A 16,584-nucleotide genomic window follows, 5' to 3' on the forward strand; every position below is an offset into this window, starting at 1 on the left:
TTTATGTCAAGTTTTCGGCTTGATTCGTTATTGTTGGGACGGCCTCAACTGGCGAAACTAGAAAAAACCGGGGTGCGGTGGCATGACTTGTCAGGCGCCCGACAGAGGCAGGAGTAAAGCAATGCAGAAACATGACGTAGTGGTAGTCAGCGGTGCCCGTACCGCGATTGGCGATTTTGGCGGCAGTCTCAAGGATCAGGCGCCGACCGATCTGGCGGGTCAGCTGGTGGCCGAAGTTGTCCGTCGTGCCGGCGTTGAGCCGGAGAGCGTGGGTCACTGCGTGTTCGGCAACGTCATTCATTCGGAGCCCGCCGACATGTACATGGGACGCGTGGCGGCGCTCAAGGGCGGCCTGCCCGAGTCCACTGCGTCGCTGACGGTCAACCGCCTCTGCGGCAGCGGCCTGCAGGCGATCCTGACCGCCGCTCAGCAGATCGAGCTGGGTGTCTGCGATACCGCCGTGGCCGGTGGCGCCGAATCGATGAGCCGTGCGCCCTACTGGCTGCAGACCGCCCGTTTCGGCCAGCGCATGGGTAATGGCGAAATGGTCGACGCCATGACCGCGGCGCTGCACTGCCCGTTGGAAAAGGTTCATATGGGCGTGACCGCCGAGAACCTGGCCGAGAAGTATGGCATCAGCCGTGAGGAGCAGGACGCGCTGGCGACCGAAAGTCACCGCCGCGGACAGCGCGCTACCGAGGAAGGGCGCTTCCGCGAGCAGATCCTGCCGATCGAGCTGAAATCCCGCAAGGGTACCGTGCTGTTCGAGAACGACGAGCACGTGCGCCTTGACTGCGAAGTGGCGGATATGGCCAAACTCAAGCCGGTATTCAAGCGTGACGGCACCGTCACGGCCGGTAATGCTTCGGGGCTCAACGATGCCGCGGCCGCAGTGCTGCTGATGGAAGCGAACAAGGCCGCTGCCGAAGGCCGTGAGGTGCTGGGCCGTCTGGTCGACTACAGCGTCGTCGGCGTGGAGCCGAAGTACATGGGCATAGGTCCTGTGCCGGCAATCCGCGAAATTCTGGCGCGCAACGATCTCGCTGTCGGCGACATCGACGTTTTCGAAGTCAACGAAGCGTTCGCCGCCCAGGCGCTGTCGGTGGCCCGCGAGCTGGAGATTCCGAGCGAGCGACTGAACCCCAACGGCAGCGGCGTCGGCCTTGGTCACCCGATCGGTGCCACCGGCGCAGTGATTGCGGTCAAGGCGCTTTACGAACTCAAGCGGGTCCAGGGGCGCTACGCCATGGTCAGCCTCTGCATCGGTGGCGGCCAGGGTATCGCGGCTCTGTTCGAACGCGTCTGACTCAGGGCGCGCCGGGCCGGTCGTTGAGCCGGCCGGCTATACCGATTTCTTCTTGCACTCTGTCGGGCCAGGGACGGCTCTTTTTTTTGACAGAGCTATAGTTTCAGTAACGAGTGCCACCGGCATTCGTCAGGATCAGGAGGGGCAGGGAAAGCCGCCCCGATCAGGTCAACGTCAATGGCGGCTCAGTGGTATCCGTACGCCGCCGGTACCAATTCAGAGGTGATTTTCAATGCCTGAATACAAAGCTCCGTTGCGTGATATTCGATTCGCAATGCAGGAACTGCTGGATTTCGAGACGCACTACCAGAATCTGCCGGGAGGCGAGGACGCCAGCCCCGACATGGTCGAGGCGATTCTCGAAGAGGCCGGCAAGTTCGCCGCTCAGGAGCTGTCGCCGCTCAACCAGACCGGCGACAAGGGATGCACCCTGACCGACGACGGTGTCATCGCGCCGGAAGGCTTCAAGGAAGCCTACGCCAACTATGTCGAAGGCGGCTGGGCCGGTCTTGCCCAGGATCCCGAGTACGGCGGCCAGGGCCTGCCCGAGTCGCTGGCATCCATCGTGGCGGAAATCAACGGTACCGCCAACTGGTCCTGGGGCATGTATCCGGGCCTGTCCCACGGTGCCATGGTCACCCTGGAAACCCACGCCACCGACGAGCTGCGCAACCTCTACCTGCCGCCGCTGGTCGAAGGGCGCTGGACCGGCACCATGTGTCTGACCGAACCGCACGCCGGTTCCGACCTGGGTCTGCTGCGCACCAAGGCAGAGCCGAACGACGACGGCAGCTACAGCATCACCGGCACCAAGATCTTCATCTCCGCCGGCGAGCACGACATGGCCGAGAACATCCTGCACATCGTGCTGGCGCGCCTGCCGGATGCGCCGGCCGGCAACAAGGGCATTTCCCTGTTCCTGGTACCGCGCTACAACGTCAATGACGACGGCAGCCTGGCCGGCGCCAACAGCGTCAAGGCCGGCTCCATCGAGCACAAGATGGGCATTCACGGCAACGCCACCTGCGTGATGAATTTCGACGGCGCCCGCGGCTTCCTGCTGGGCCAGCCGAACCGCGGTCTGGCCTGCATGTTCACCTTCATGAACAATGCCCGCCTGTTCATCGCCCAGCAGGGCATCTGCCACGCCGAACTGTCCTACCAGGGCGCGCTGGCTTACGCCAAAGAGCGTCTGCAGATGCGTTCGCAGCGTGGCGCGGTGGCGCCGGAAAAGTCCGCCGATCCGATCATCGTACACCCCGATGTTCGCCGCATGCTGCTGACGCAGAAGGCCTACGCCGAGGGTGGCCGCGCCTTCTCCTACCTGTGCGCGCAGCTGGTTGACCTGGCTCAGAAGTCGCAGGACGACGCCGAGCGCAAGCGTGCCGAGGACCGCCTGGCGCTGCTGATCCCGATCGCCAAGGGCTTCATCACTGAAGCCGGTGTCGAGGCCTCGAGCCTCGGTGTTCAGGTGTTTGGTGGTCACGGCTACATCGCCGAGTGGGGCATGGAGCAGATCCTGCGTGATTCCCGTATCGCGCCGATCTACGAAGGCACCAACGGTATCCAGGCGCTGGACCTGCTGGGCCGCAAGGTGATGGGTAGCCAGGGGCAGCTGCTCGAGGACTTCGTCGGCGAAGTGAACGCTTTCATCGACGCCAACCGCGACAACCCCGAAGCGGGCGAGCTGGTCGTCGAGCTGGAGCGCCACGTCAAGCGCTGGAGCGAACTGACCGGTCAGGTTGCCGCCGGCATCCAGAAGGACCCGGCCACCCTGGGCTCGGCCAGCTTCGACTACCTGATGTACAGCGGCTACACCGTGCTGGCGTACATCTGGGCCATGAGTGCGGTGAAGGCGCAGCAGGCGCTGGCGAACGGCAGCAGCGAAACCGGCTTCTACCAGGCCAAGCTCGCCACCGCGCGCTTCTACTTCCGCCGCATCCTGCCGCGCAACGAAGGCCTGGCGGTCAGCCTGGTCGACGATGCCGACACCCTGCTGTCGCTGGAAGAGGAAGCCTTCGCTTTCTGATTCCCCGCTTGTTTTGATTGACTAATGGTGCCTTGTGCCGGTGTGGTCCGAATGGACTCCACCGGTTTTTTTTATGTACAGGATGTACGGTCTACGTAAATTGCTCCTGCATTGACGATATTCCCGACATCCCTGTCGGTCACCATTTTTTGCTCCTGCAAAAATGGCGTTTCCGCGGGGCGGCCTTCCGCCATCCCTGGCGGTCATGCCGCGGGTGCATGGATGCACACGACTGCATGGATGCAGAAGTTAGGGCGACGCAGGATGCCAAAGCCGAGGAGCGGCTTCTGTCCGCGCGCAGTGGAGTTTGAATAGGCTAGGCATGTCGCCGACTCATTGATGGGTTGCGCCGCGTCAACCTCGCGGAAAGCGTTAAACACTGTGCCAATGCGGCTCCACCCATCCTACTTTTGCCACCCTGCCGTGAGCGCAGGGGGGCGCAGGAACGGCGATGTACAGGATGTACGGCAGAAAACAGCTCCTGCGTTTCCCGCATTTCCGCGGGGCGGCCTTCCGCCATCCCTGTCGGTCTACGACAATTGCTCCTGCATTGTCGATATTCCCGCCGTCCCTGGCGGTCACCCCTCCGCGCACAATATGCGCAATATAGCCGCAAAGTTCTGAAAACTCTTTATCGCCGCAAGCTCCACAGCTCCCGGGCTGCTGGTTAGTTTGTAATCGTCTGCCGGGTCGTTTCGCGGACACGCAGCTTGCCTGCGGGCTCTCCTGGGCCTGTACGCCGGCGCATGGCGACGCAGCGCTAAGAAGCTCAGGGCGCGGTCGACTGAACCCTCAGTGGCGGCCTGACAGCGTGATGACAGTTTCGGGGGATACCTTCGGTAGTGAGCGACCACCATCCCCGGTCTCCGGATGCTCGACGTTTAATCCAGCAGGTCCCTGATCGTGCTGCCTGACCGGCGGCAGGGGCAGGTCTTGCCTCAAGCAAGCGGCTTAACAATAACACTGAGGTACGGAATGAATATCACCGGCATGCTTAATGGTTCAAAGCTCCTGAATTACGTAGGCTTTCCCACATCGGAGGTGCTGGGACCCGAAGCCAGCGAAGACGACATCAAGGGAATGATCGAGCGCCATGGGTCCGTTTTCATCAAGCCGCTGTTCAAGGGCGGTGTCGGCAAGAAGGGAAAATCCGGACTGATCGGTCGCGCCGAAGACCTCAAGACCGCGCTGCGGGAGAAGGAACGGCTCTATTTTGCCGAGCACGTCCATGGCAACACCCGCGTCAAGGCCCAGGGCGTGACATTCGAGGGGGCGGTGCCGGCCGAGCACGAGGTCTATTTTTCGATCAGCGACTCGACCCGCTTCCGCGCCCCGACCATCACCATTACCCACAAGGGCGGTGTCGATATCGAGGAGCTGGATCCGTCCGAGATCGTCGAGGTGCCGTTCGAGGCGCTGACCGGCCTGAAGGCTTTCGTCATCGCCAACGCGCTGTCCGATATCGGTGCGCCGAAGGAGATCGTATCGCCGCTGGTGCAGTACCTGCCGAGACTCTGGGAGCTGTTCCATCATTACGGCATGACCACGCTGGAGCTCAATCCGATCCGCATGAAGCCGGGACCGGGCGGCCGCCTGATTCCGGTGGCGTGCGATTTCAAGTGCGGCTTCGACCGCGACGATCCGCGCTGGCAGCGGCTGAACCTGCCCAATCACCTCTTCGCCGCCGACTACTCCGACTTCGAGCAGGAGATCAACCAGCTGCGCACCTACCAGGGGCAGAGCGACGTCTACGTCATCAACGATCAGGGCACGGTGCTGGCCCCGACCTTCGGTGGCGGCGCCAACTCGGCGGTGACCGAAGCGCTGGGCGACCGCGCCATCATCTCGTCGGACTTCGGCGGAAATCCCCCCTACGAAAAGATGCGCGACGTGGCCCGTATCAGCTTCAAACACTGGCTGGCGCAGAGCAACGTGCTGTTCATTATCGGCGGCAAGTCCAACAACACCGATATCGAAACCACCTTCCGCGCCATGGCCGACGCGCTGCGCGACTACTTCAACCAGCATGGACCGGTTCCCCTCTATGTCGTGATCGGGCGGGGCGGTCCCAACCTGATCCGGGGCATGGGCGCCTTCAAGGACACCCTGGATGCGCTGGGGTTGCCGTACCGCATGTTCGGCTTCGATTCGGCAATGAGCGAGGTGGTCAATTACGCCCTGCATGCCGATGACTGGATGCGCAATGGCGGGCGCGAGCAGGTGGCGAAGAAACTCGGTATCGCGGCCTGAAAGCCCGGCGACGCGACGATAAAAAATAAAGAGGAGCACAGAGCATGTATCAGCAAGGCGTAGGCGACTTCAAATATTTTGTCGGCATCCATACCCTTGAGCAGATCGCGACCCGGGATGACCGTGTCTGCGTACTCAATATCCTCGGCGGCGAATCCAGCGCGGTGACGCCGGTCAGTCATGCCTTTTCCGGCGGCAACGTGGTGTTCGGTACCGCCCCGGGCAAGCGTGGCCAGGTACTCAAGACCCCCGCGGGCGAGGTTCCGGTCTACAACAACGTCCGCGAGGGGCTGGACGCGGGACACGACTTCAATACCGGCGTGGTGTATCTGCCGCCGTCCGGTGTGCGTGACGGGGTGGCGGAGCTGATCCGGGTCAATCCGCGGCTGCGCAAGGTGATCATCATCACCGAAAAGGTGGCCGTGCATGATGCGCGTGAAATTCGCGCCATGGCGCAGCAGGCCGGAGTCGATGTCTTCGGTGCCAACTGTCTGGGCGTCGCCGACGCCTGGAACCGGGTCCGCATCGGTGGCGCGCTCGGCGGTGACGCGCCGGACGAATCCCTGCTGCAGGGCTCGGTCGCGGTCTATTCCAACTCGGGCAACTTCACCACCACCATCGCCCAGTATCTGGCCACCGAGGGCTGGGGCACGACCACTTCGGTCTCCAGCGGCAAGGACGTGTACATTCACTTTGCGCTGCCGGAATTCGCCTATGCACTGTCGAACGACCGCCGCTCCAGGGCGGCGGTGGTGTACATCGAGCCCGGCGGCTATTACGAGCACAGCCTTGAATTCACCAAGCCGGTGGTCGCCTGCGTGGTCGGACGCTGGAAAGCCAAACTGACCCGGGCCGTCGGCCACGCCGGTGCGCTGGCCGGCAGCGGCGACGATGCGCAGGCCAAGGAAAAATGGTTTCAGCAGACATTTGGCGTCGACGAGATTTTCACCCCCGACAACCCGGTGGTATCGCCGCGGGGCGCGGTGGTGACCAATATCGCCCATATTCCGCTGGCACTGACCCGGGTCATGGAGCTCAACAACCGGGCACCCGACTTCGCCCCGCGGGGCGACCTCTCGCTCAAGCCCTGGTTCGGCGACAATCGCGGCCTGGAGCTGCCGCCGGAGCTGGACCTGCCGGTGCAGGAGGCGATCGCGCCCTATAACCATCAGATTGCCGCGCTGGCACGGCAGATCGGCCGCAGTTTCCCGCGGCGGCCGATGAAGGACGCCTCCGGTGTCTCGCAGATGGATCCGACGTCGCAGATCACCCGGCTGCACAACCAGTCGATTCTGGATAGCGCCACCCGACCGCTGGAGAGCAACCTATGCCAGGCGCTGACCGGTGAGCACAACGGCGACAACGACAATATCCTGACCAACGTCGCGATCGCCGGTTACCTCAATCTTCACGGCGATAGCATGATCGCGGCGGCGGATGCCGCCCGCGAGGCCGGCAACGCACCCAACGTGGTGCTGTCATCGGCGCTGGCGATGCTCGGACCGAAACGGATCGAGACGGCGCGCCAGGGCGTCGATACGCTGATCGACCTGTTCGCCCAGGCGGGACTGGAGGATGCACGCGACGAGGACTTCGACCTTTCCGGCATCGCCATCAGCGACGAGCAGGCGGCGCTGTTTTGCGGCGATAAACCCGATCCCCGCGCCGAAGCGATGCTGCGTGCGATCCGTGCCCGCGGCGGTCGCTCGGTCTTCCTCCATTTCATCGAACTCTGCGACCGTCCACTGAGCCGCGACGGCGTGCTGGCGGCGATCGCCGCGACCCTGGCCTGGGGGCCGCTGATGCGCAAGCGGATCTCCCGCACGACGGTCAGGAGTCTGCCCTGGTACCTCCGGGTCTATGCCTCCCTGATCGGCGCGTCGGCGGATGGCCGCCGTCACCAGCCGGACAGTTACTGCGGTGTGGACAACGAAGAACTGCTCAACCGCTGGAGCGTCGGCGAAATGGCCTACCTGTCGCTAATGGGCGAGCGGGGCGATGATGCCTCCCTCTACGCCTTCCAGGTGCTCACAGGGCTTTTGACCAGCAACGGACCGGGCAGCATCTCGGCGCAGGGCTGCAAGGGGGCGGTGTCGTCGGATGGCCCCGAAACCCCACAGCGGGTGCAGATCAACAAGGCCATGATCGGCTTCCTCAGCCATACCGGTTTTTCCCACGGCGGCGCCGGTTACGAGGGCATCACCTTCCTGGTCGATCGTTTCCGGGAGACGGGGCTCAGCGATGCCGGCGATGCCGGCCACGGTCTGGACCTCGATGCCATGGCCTGCGACTACGCGGCGCAATACCGACAGGCGAAACAGGCGGCAAAGGACGCCGGCGCCGGTCGTATCGGGGCGATCGCCGGCATCAACCACCCGGTGTTCAAGGACAAGCCGGTGAACCGGGATCCGCGGGAGGTCTTTATCGCCAGACTGTTTGCCGACAGGGATGACTACAATGTGTTCCATGAATACTACAAAAAGCTCGTGAAGGCGCTGTTTCAGACCGGCGCGACCCGCAATGTCTTCTGCGTCAACATCGATGGCGTGATCAGCGCCCTGCTGCTGAAGATGCTGTGGCCCCGGTTCCGTGCCGGCACGCTCGACGAGCAGGCGCTGGAGGTGGCGGCGTTCACGATATTTCTCTACGGTCGGATGATCGGGTGCGCGGCGGAGATAGACGACCATATCAACAGGGGCAAGAATATGGACACGCGAACGCCTGCATCCCGGCTGGAAATGGTGTCCTGACCGCGGCTTTCGGAGCACGGCAGTGTCGTGCTCCGAAGTATCCCGGACACTGACATCTTAATGGTGTATAGAAGGAATTCGGCGGCCCGGACGTTCGCCGTTCAGGCACTTTGAGTGGTAACCGGAGTAAGAGGAAGCTCGATGTCTCGAGAACTGGATAAAGATGCACTTGCCTATCATCGCGCCGAGCCCGCCGGCAAGCTGGCGATCGTCGCAACCAAACCGATGGCAACCCAGCGCGATCTGGCGCTGGCCTATTCGCCCGGGGTGGCCGCGGCCTGCAACGAGATCGTGCGCGACCCGGTCGAATCCTACACCGTTACGGCACGGGGCAACCTGGTGGGCGTTATCTCCAACGGCACCGCGGTGCTGGGGCTGGGCGCCATCGGCGCACTGGCATCGAAGCCGGTAATGGAGGGCAAGGCGGTACTGTTCAAGAAATTTTCCAATATCGATGTCTTCGATATCGAGATCGACGAGAGGGATCCGCAGGCCTTCATCGAAACCGTCGCCCGCCTCGAACCGACCTTCGGCGGTATCAACCTCGAGGATATCAAGGCGCCGGAGTGTTTCATCATCGAGAAAGCGCTGAAGGAGCGCATGAAGATCCCGGTGTTTCACGATGATCAGCACGGTACGGCCATTGTTGCCGGTGCGGCGGTTTACAATGCGCTGCGCGTCGTCGGCAAGGATATTGGCGAGGTCAAGCTGGTGGTCTCCGGCGCCGGGGCCGCGGCGCTGTCCTGTACCGACCTGCTGGTCAACATGGGACTGAAAAAGGAGAACATCTGGCTCACCGATATCGCCGGCGTGGTCTACAAGGGCCGCGCCGAGGAGATGGACGAATACAAGGCCCGTTACGCCCAGGATACCGATGCCCGCACCCTCGATGACGTGATCGGCGGCGCCGATCTGTTTCTTGGACTGTCGGCACCGGGGGTGCTGAAACCGGCGATGGTCGAGAAGATGGCCGAACGGCCGATCATCCTGGCGATGGCCAACCCGGTGCCCGAGATTTTGCCGGACGAGGCCAGGGCGGTGCGTCCCGACGTCATCATGGCGACCGGCCGCTCCGACTATCCCAACCAGGTCAACAACGTGCTCTGTTTCCCGTTCATCTTCCGCGGCGCCCTGGACTGCGGCGCCACCACCATCAACGAGGAGATGAAGGTAGCCTGCGTCAAGGCGCTGGCGGAGCTGGCGATGGCGGAGCCGGTCGATCGTGTGCAGAAAGCCTACGCCGGCGAGCCGATGCGCTTTGGTCCGGAATACCTGATTCCGAAACCCTTCGATCCGCGACTGATCTTCGTGGTGGCGCCGGCGGTGGCGCAGGCGGCGATGGAAACCGGCGTCGCGACCCGGCCGATCGCGGACCTCGATGCCTACCGCGCCAGCCTGGCGCGTTACGCCTACCGCACGTCCGAGGTGATGGGTCCGATCCTGGAGCACGCCAAACGTTCGCCCAAGCGCGTGGTTTTCGCCGAGGGGGAAAGCAGCCGGGTGCTGATGGCGGTGCAGCAGGTGGTCGACGAGAGGCTGGCGCAGCCGATACTGGTCGGCGATCGCTCCCGCATTCTTCAGCGCATCGAGAACCTGCAGCTGCGGATCCGCGATGGTCAGGACATCCGCATCGTCGATCCCCAGGGCGGTGACTGGTACGAGCCCTATCTGACGGACTTCAGCGCCCGCATGGGGCGCAAGGGCATTTCCCCCGACGAAGCGCGCGGCATCATGCATTCCGACAAGACCGCGATCGCTGCAATGATGTGTCTGCGCGGCGATGCCGACGCCATGCTGTGCGGCGCCCACGGTCGTTTCCGCGTGCATCTGGCCACCATCGAAGGCCTGATCGACCGCTCCGAGGGCGTTGGCCAGTTCTCGACGGTCACGGCCCTGAATCTGCCGGCCAGCACCGTCTTCATCTGCGATTCGCACGTCAATCCCGACCCCAGCACCGAGGAGGTGGTGCAGGCTACGCTACTGGCTGCCGAGGAGGTCCGCCGTTTCGGCATCAAGCCAAAGGTGGCGTTGCTGTCGAGTTCGAACTTCGGGACCAACGATCTGCCGGACGCCCGCAAGATGCGCGAAGCCAGAGCACTGCTCGCCGCCGAGGCGCCGGATCTGATCGTCGACGGCGAGATGCACGCCGACAGCGCGCTGTCCGAGGATCTGCGCAGCAAGGTGTTCCCGGATTCGGTGCTGCGTGGTCAGGCCAATCTGCTGGTCATGCCCAATGTCGAGGCGGCGCATATCGCTTATGGTCTGCTCAAGACCCTCGGCAGCGGCATCGCCATCGGCCCGATTCTGCTCGGCGCCAGTCAGCCGGTGCATATCCTGTCGCAGAGCAGCACGGTGCGCGGCATATTCAACATGACGGCGGTGGCCGTCGCCGGGGTGCAGAGCGAGAGTCGGGGCTAGCCCCCGGTTTTCTTTGATCATCTGATAGAGAGGCAGCTATGCCCGGACAAGACAGAGAGACGGCACTGCGTTTCCTGGCCGAACCGGCCGATGTGAATTTCGGTGGCAAGGTTCATGGCGGTGCGGTGATGAAGTGGATAGACCTCGCGGCCTACGCCTGTGCCGCCGGCTGGAGCGGGCGCTACTGCATTACGGCCTACGCCGGCGGTATTCGCTTCGTGCGGCCGATCCATGTCGGCAGCATCGTTGAGGTGATGGCCAGGGTCATCTACACCGGCCGTACCTCCATGCACATCGGCATCGAGGTGAGGGCCGGCGACCCGACCACCACCGACCGTGAACGCACCACCCACTGTATCGTCATCATGGTTGCGGTGGACAGATCCGGAATGCCGGTGCCGGTGCCCGAGTGGGTGCCTGAGAGCGAAAAGGACAAGGAGCTGCGGGAGTCCGCCATCAGGCTGATGGAAATGCGCAAGAAGATCGGCGCCGAAATGGAAGCACACCTCGAGCTCTGAGCCGGGCTCCTGCGTCGATAGTCGCAGGAGCCTCGTACCCGCAAGAGGCAGCCTAGGGCCGCTCGCCGTCTTCCAGCCGCGCCTCAATATCCTCGATGACCTGGGGCAGGTCGGCGACGCTGTCGATGACATAGTGGGCGCCACTGCGGTTCAGCTGACTGTAGGCCTGCTCACGCAGGCTGGCCCGGCGGTCATTCTTCAACGCACTCCAGGCTGGCATGTCCAGCCCGACGGCTGCGCCGGTCAGTGCGACCGCAACGGTCCAGACACCGGCATTCAGGCCCTCCTCGATACCGACAAGGCTGTCGTCCACCCGAATGCAGGCAGCGAGGTGCTTGACGTCCAGCTGCAGCAGATTCTTCAGCGTCATGTGCGGCCAGGGCTGTCCGGCGCGAACGTCGCTGACACAGACGATGCTATCCGGGTTGCACCCCTGTTCGGTGGCGCGGCCGAACAGGTCAGTCGCAATATCGCGGCCGTAATTGCAGTTACAGCCGACGCCAATGCCGCGGGATTCGAGATAATGCAATGTCGGCAGCGCGCCGGGGATGAGCTGGGTACGCTCGGCAATAGCGTCGATCAACAGCGGCGCCAGTGCCTGATACAGGCGTTCCAGGTCATCCTCGGTCGGGGACGAGCCTGTTTGCCGTTGCCAGTGTTCGCGAATCCGGGGAGAATTCAACAACGCCGCGAGACTGATATCGTCGCAGTAGGGCGCGTGGTGGTTTGGCGCCAGGCTGTTGCCGGAGAAAAACGGAGCGGCGGCCCGGATTTCGTCGTCGGCGAGCTCGATACCCTGCTGCTGAAATAGCCGGATGCAGGCGTTTAGCGGCGCCCGGGCGCCGTAGTCGACCAGGGTGCCGGTCCAGTCGAAGATAACGGCCTCAACCGGACCGCTGTAAGCGCGTTGATAACGATAATGCATGGGTTGTCTCTTCTTCTTGTCGGGGGATCCCGGCATCGACAGAAGTGTAGACCGGTTGCCGCGGAACAGGGCAAAAGACGAATTTTCTGCTATGTCCTTATAGGAGGGCCAATTTTTGCTACTAAGCCGCTATTCAGCTCGTCAGTGCTAGCGTACCGGCGCCTTTTAGTGTAATTAGTCGGCAGCCGGTCAGCGCTGTTGCCCGCCGCATTGAATAAAACTAACTGGAGTGTAAGAGTGCAGAGGATCCTGCCCGCCCTGGCCCTGCTGGGCGCCCTGATTCCGTCGGCGGCACTGGCCGCTTTCGGGTTCGACGATGTTACGGAAAAAGCCCGCAAGCTGGCATCCTCGCCCTATGAGGCGCCGGCGCAGATTCCGAAGTTCATGCAAACGCTCAGTTACGATGCCTACCAGAATATCCGCTTCGATGCCGAAAAGAGCCTGTGGCGCGAGAACGGTTCCCGCTTTCAGGTGATGATGGTGCCGCCGGGGCTGTTCTACCGGCATGCGGTGAAGCTCAACGTCATCGATTCCGAGGGGACCCACCCGATTGCCTTCCGCAAGAGCGATTTCACCTTCGCTGATCCGGAAGTCGCCAAGCGTGTGCCTGCCAATCTCGGCTACGCCGGTTTCAAACTGACCTATCCGCTCAAGGGCAAGCAGGAGCAGAACCAGTTCATGGTGTTTGCCGGTGCCAGCTACTTCCGCGGTGTCGGGCGCGACAACAGCTTCGGCATCTCGGCGCGCGGTCTGGCGATCGATACCGGGCTGTCGCGCGGCGAAGAGTTCCCGTCGTTTACCGAGTTCTGGCTGGAGCGCCCGGCCCCGGATGCGCATGCCATGACGTTCTATGGCCTGCTCGAGGGCGAGAGCGTCGCCGGCGCCTACCGGTTCGCCGTCTACCCCGGCGAGGTTACGCGGCTGCAGGTGACGGCACGGCTGTTTCCCCGTGCCAGCGTCGAACTGCTCGGTGTGGCGCCACTGACCAGCATGTTCTACTACGGTGAAAACACCGGCCGGCCCCGCGGTGAATGGCGTGCTCAGGTACATGATTCCGACGGCCTGCAGATTCATAACGGCAGCAGCGGCGAGTGGCTCTGGCGCCCGCTGCTGAACCCGCGTGAGCTGCAGATGGACTATCTGATGACGGACAACGTCCGCGGCTTCGGATTGCTCCAGCGTGACCGCAACTTCGACGACTACCACGACCTTCAGGCCCGCTACGAACTGCGGCCGAGTGCCTGGGTCAAGACCGAAGGCGACTGGGGGCCGGGTCAGGTGGTCCTGGTGCAGCTGCCCACCGAAAACGAAACCAACGACAACATCGTCGCCTTCTGGCGGCCGCAAGAAAAGGTCGACGCGGGCCAGAACCTGGAGTACGCCTACGAAGTGCAGTTCGGCGCCGAGGGGCTTGGCGGCAACCCGATGGGGCAGGCGGTCAACACCTACGTCGGTGACGGCAGCATCATCGGCGGCGGCGCCGAGAAAGGCGCCTACCGGATTCTCGTCGACTTCAACGGCGGGGTGCTCGACAAGCAGCGGCCACGGGCGCCGGTACTGAGCCACGTGACAGCCATGGACGGCGGCGAGGTGCTCGAGCACTTCGTCGAATACAACGAGGCGCTCAAGGGCTGGCGCCTGTCGATGCTGGTGCGGCCGGCGCCGCGCAAGTCGCTGTCGCTGCGGGCTTTTCTGAGTCTCGGAGACGAAACGCTCACCGAAACCTGGAGCTACCGCCTGCCGGCAAACAACGATATCCGGATTGCGGAGTGATACATGGCCCGAACGCTGGGTGAGCATGCCCTGTCCCGAGTGCTTGAATACCTTGCCGCCAACGCAGTGGTGCTGAATGACGGACATACCCTGGTGGCGCTGCAGCTGGTGCAGGAGGGGCTGCAGCGGGGCGAAAAGGATCTGCTGGCCTGGGTCATGGACGAGCTGCCCGGACGCTTCGAACTGACTGTGCTGCCGTTGCCGCCGGTATCGCCGCGGCTCGAACGCGGCAGTATCGGCTACGGAAACGGCAAATGAGCGGGCCGGCCAGGAACCTGGATGCCGCCGTGCTGCGGCCGGCTCGCTGGCGACTGCGCGCCTGGCTGCGACGCACTCTGCTGACGCTCATCGTCGTATCCCAGGCACTGGTCGGCGCCTACTATATGGCTTCGGTGCTGCCGTACCACGGCGGCAACCTGCTGGAGCAGGCGCTGATCGCGCTCTTTACCCTGCTGTTTACCTGGATCAGCATCGGTTTCTGGATTGGCCTTTACGGCTTCTGGCTGCGCCGTATCGGCGGCGATCCCAAGTCGCTGCTGCGGCGCTACCCCGACAGTGTGCTCGCGGATACGCCGCTGGCGCGCACAGCGGTGGTGATGCCGATCTACAACGAGCCTGTCAATCGCTGTCTCGGCGGGCTGCGCGCCATCTACCGATCGCTCGAGCGCAGCGGGCAGATTCAGCACTTCGACTTTTACATTCTCTCGGACAGTCGCGACCCCGATGTCTGGCTGTCGGAACAGGCGGCCTGGCAGCGGCTGTGCGACGAGCTGGGGGCATCGGGACGCCTGTTCTATCGTCGTCGTACCCTCAACATGAACTACAAGAGCGGCAACGTCGCCGACTTTCTGCGCCGCTGGGGCCGTGCCTACGAGTACATGGCGGTGATGGATGCCGACAGCCTGATGGAAGGCGATACCCTGGTGAAGATGGTACGCCTGATGCAGTGCGAGCCCCGCGTCGGCATACTGCAGAGCTGCCCAACCATCATCAACGGGCAGTCACTGTTCGCGCGGGTTCAGCAGTTCGCCAATCAGGTGTACGGGCCGCTGTTCAGCACAGGTCTTGCGGCGATGCAGCTCGGCGAGGCGGCGTTCTGGGGGCACAATGCCCTGATCCGCACCGAGCCGTTCATGCGCCATTGCGGGTTGCCGCATCTGCGTGGGCCGGGGCTGTTCAGCGGCCCCATTGCCAGTCACGATTTCGTCGAGGCCGCCTTTATGGGGCGGGCCGGCTACGAGGTCTGGCTGGAGCCCGATCTCGGGGGCAGCTACGAGGAGTCGCCGCCAAGTCTGGTGGATGAGCTGACCCGCGACAAGCGCTGGGCCAAGGGCAATCTTCAGCACCTATGGCTGATGCTGTTCGAGCGCCGTCTTCGCATGGCGCACCGGATGGCGTTTCTCAACGGCATACTGTCGTACGTGGCGTCGCCGCTGTGGTTCGCGTTTCTGGTGCTCACCACCATCGAGACCACGAAACTGGTGCTATGGCCACCGAACTATTTTCCTGACCAGCACAGCCTGTTTCCGCTGTGGCCCGAATGGCATCCGGAATGGGCTATCGGTCTGGCAACCAGTGTCGTGTTTCTGCTGTTCTTCCCCAAGCTGCTGGCGCTGATCGACGTGCTGCTGAGCGGACGGCGCCGGGCCCATGGCGGTTTTTTCCGCCTGCTGCTCAGTACCATCGGTGAAATCCTGGTGTCGGCGTTGCTGGCGCCGATCCGGATGCTGGCCCACACCCGCTACGTACTCGAGGCGCTGTTCAACGTGACGCTGCGCTGGGCGGGTCAGAACCGCAGCGACGAAACGACCTGGACAGCGGCGCTGCTGAGTCAGGCGCCGGGCTCGCTGGTGGCGGCGGCCTGGTCCGGGTTTGCCTTCTGGCTCGATCCCATGTTCTTCATCTGGTCGCTGCCCGTGGCGCTGCCATTGCTGCTCGCCGCGCCGACGTCGGTGATCCTGAGTCGCACCGGTCTGGGCCAGGCGCTGCGCCGTGCCGGCATTCTGCTGGTGCCGGAGGAGAAAAACGGCTCGCCACTGCTTGCCGACCTGGCCGGACACAGTATTCTGCCGGAGCCGGGCGAGGGCGAGTCGGCGGTGGTGCGGGCGGTGCTGGACCCGGTGATGAACCGGGTGCATCAGGCGACGGCGCGCTCCCACGGTGGCGGGGCCAAGCACCAGCGTCTGAAGCAACTGCGTCAGCATTGCCTCGACCACGGGCCGGATAGCCTGAGTCGTGCCGAGAAAAACCTGCTGCTGACCGATCGTGAAAGCCTCGGCTGGCTCCATGCCCGCGCCTGGCGAGCACCGATCGGCAGTTTCTGGGGGCAGGCGATCGATAATCGTATCCGTCGAATCTGGCCGGATAGTTGAGGGCGGTAAGTGGTGAGTTGTAAGTAGTGAGTGGTGAGTGGTAAGTGGTAAGTGGTGAGTGGTGAGGCGTCAAGCGTCAGGCGTAAGGGGCGGCGGCCGATAGAGGTGTAGGAGCTCGCTCCGCGAGCGAATGAATGTTTCAGAAAACCGTTGACCGTGAATAGCGCGAAGCCATACTGATTCACGCTTCACGCTTCACGCTTCACGCTTCACGCTTCACGCTTCACGCTTCACGCTTCACGC

At 63.3% G+C, this 16,584-nt stretch carries 10 protein-coding genes; 9 read left to right on the forward strand and 1 reads right to left on the reverse strand.

The window, feature by feature from the left end:
- The first annotated feature begins 121 nt into the window (after positions 1-121).
- From bktB to IEX85_RS14040, 6 genes are all read left to right on the forward strand, one after another.
- Positions 122-1,306 (forward strand): beta-ketothiolase BktB, encoded by a 1,185-nt coding sequence (gene bktB, locus IEX85_RS14015; RefSeq protein WP_188861229.1) that lies wholly within the window; start codon positions 122-124, stop codon positions 1,304-1,306.
- Positions 1,307-1,538: 232 nt separating this feature from the next.
- Positions 1,539-3,335, forward strand: coding sequence for an acyl-CoA dehydrogenase C-terminal domain-containing protein (locus IEX85_RS14020; RefSeq protein WP_188861230.1), 1,797 nt, complete (start codon positions 1,539-1,541; stop codon positions 3,333-3,335).
- 990 nt (positions 3,336-4,325) lie between these two features.
- On the forward strand, positions 4,326-5,585 hold the full coding sequence (locus IEX85_RS14025; protein ID WP_229721923.1) for an ATP citrate lyase citrate-binding domain-containing protein: 1,260 nt from the start codon (positions 4,326-4,328) through the stop codon (positions 5,583-5,585).
- A gap of 44 nt (positions 5,586-5,629) precedes the next feature.
- Positions 5,630-8,335 (forward strand): CoA-binding protein, encoded by a 2,706-nt coding sequence (locus IEX85_RS14030; protein ID WP_188861232.1) that lies wholly within the window; start codon positions 5,630-5,632, stop codon positions 8,333-8,335.
- 141 nt (positions 8,336-8,476) lie between these two features.
- Positions 8,477-10,753 carry an NADP-dependent malic enzyme gene (locus tag IEX85_RS14035; protein ID WP_188861233.1) on the forward strand — a complete coding sequence of 759 codons (2,277 nt, stop codon included), beginning with the start codon at positions 8,477-8,479 and terminating at the stop codon, positions 10,751-10,753.
- A gap of 38 nt (positions 10,754-10,791) precedes the next feature.
- Positions 10,792-11,271 carry an acyl-CoA thioesterase gene (locus IEX85_RS14040; RefSeq protein WP_188861234.1) on the forward strand — a complete coding sequence of 160 codons (480 nt, stop codon included), beginning with the start codon at positions 10,792-10,794 and terminating at the stop codon, positions 11,269-11,271.
- Between the two features lie 52 nt (positions 11,272-11,323).
- Here the strand turns inward: IEX85_RS14040 and phnX are convergent, their stop codons facing one another.
- Positions 11,324-12,196, reverse strand: coding sequence for a phosphonoacetaldehyde hydrolase (phnX, locus tag IEX85_RS14045; protein ID WP_188861235.1), 873 nt, complete (start codon positions 12,194-12,196; stop codon positions 11,324-11,326).
- Between the two features lie 237 nt (positions 12,197-12,433).
- On the opposite strand from phnX, the gene IEX85_RS14050 reads away from it, so the two are divergent.
- The 3 genes from IEX85_RS14050 to mdoH are packed head-to-tail and all read left to right on the forward strand — an operon-like array spanning position 12,434 to position 16,341.
- Complete coding sequence (locus IEX85_RS14050; RefSeq protein ID WP_229721924.1) at positions 12,434-13,969, forward strand: glucan biosynthesis protein G; 1,536 nt, start codon at positions 12,434-12,436, stop codon at positions 13,967-13,969.
- Positions 13,970-13,972: 3 nt separating this feature from the next.
- On the forward strand, positions 13,973-14,227 hold the full coding sequence (locus IEX85_RS14055; RefSeq protein WP_188861236.1) for a hypothetical protein: 255 nt from the start codon (positions 13,973-13,975) through the stop codon (positions 14,225-14,227).
- Complete coding sequence (gene mdoH, locus IEX85_RS14060; protein WP_188861237.1) at positions 14,224-16,341, forward strand: glucans biosynthesis glucosyltransferase MdoH; 2,118 nt, start codon at positions 14,224-14,226, stop codon at positions 16,339-16,341. The genes IEX85_RS14055 and mdoH overlap by 4 nt, the downstream gene beginning before the upstream one ends.
- Positions 16,342-16,584: the final 243 nt, after the last annotated feature.

The organism is Marinobacterium nitratireducens, assembly GCF_014645375.1.
Taxonomy (GTDB): domain Bacteria; phylum Pseudomonadota; class Gammaproteobacteria; order Pseudomonadales; family Balneatricaceae; genus Marinobacterium_A; species Marinobacterium_A nitratireducens.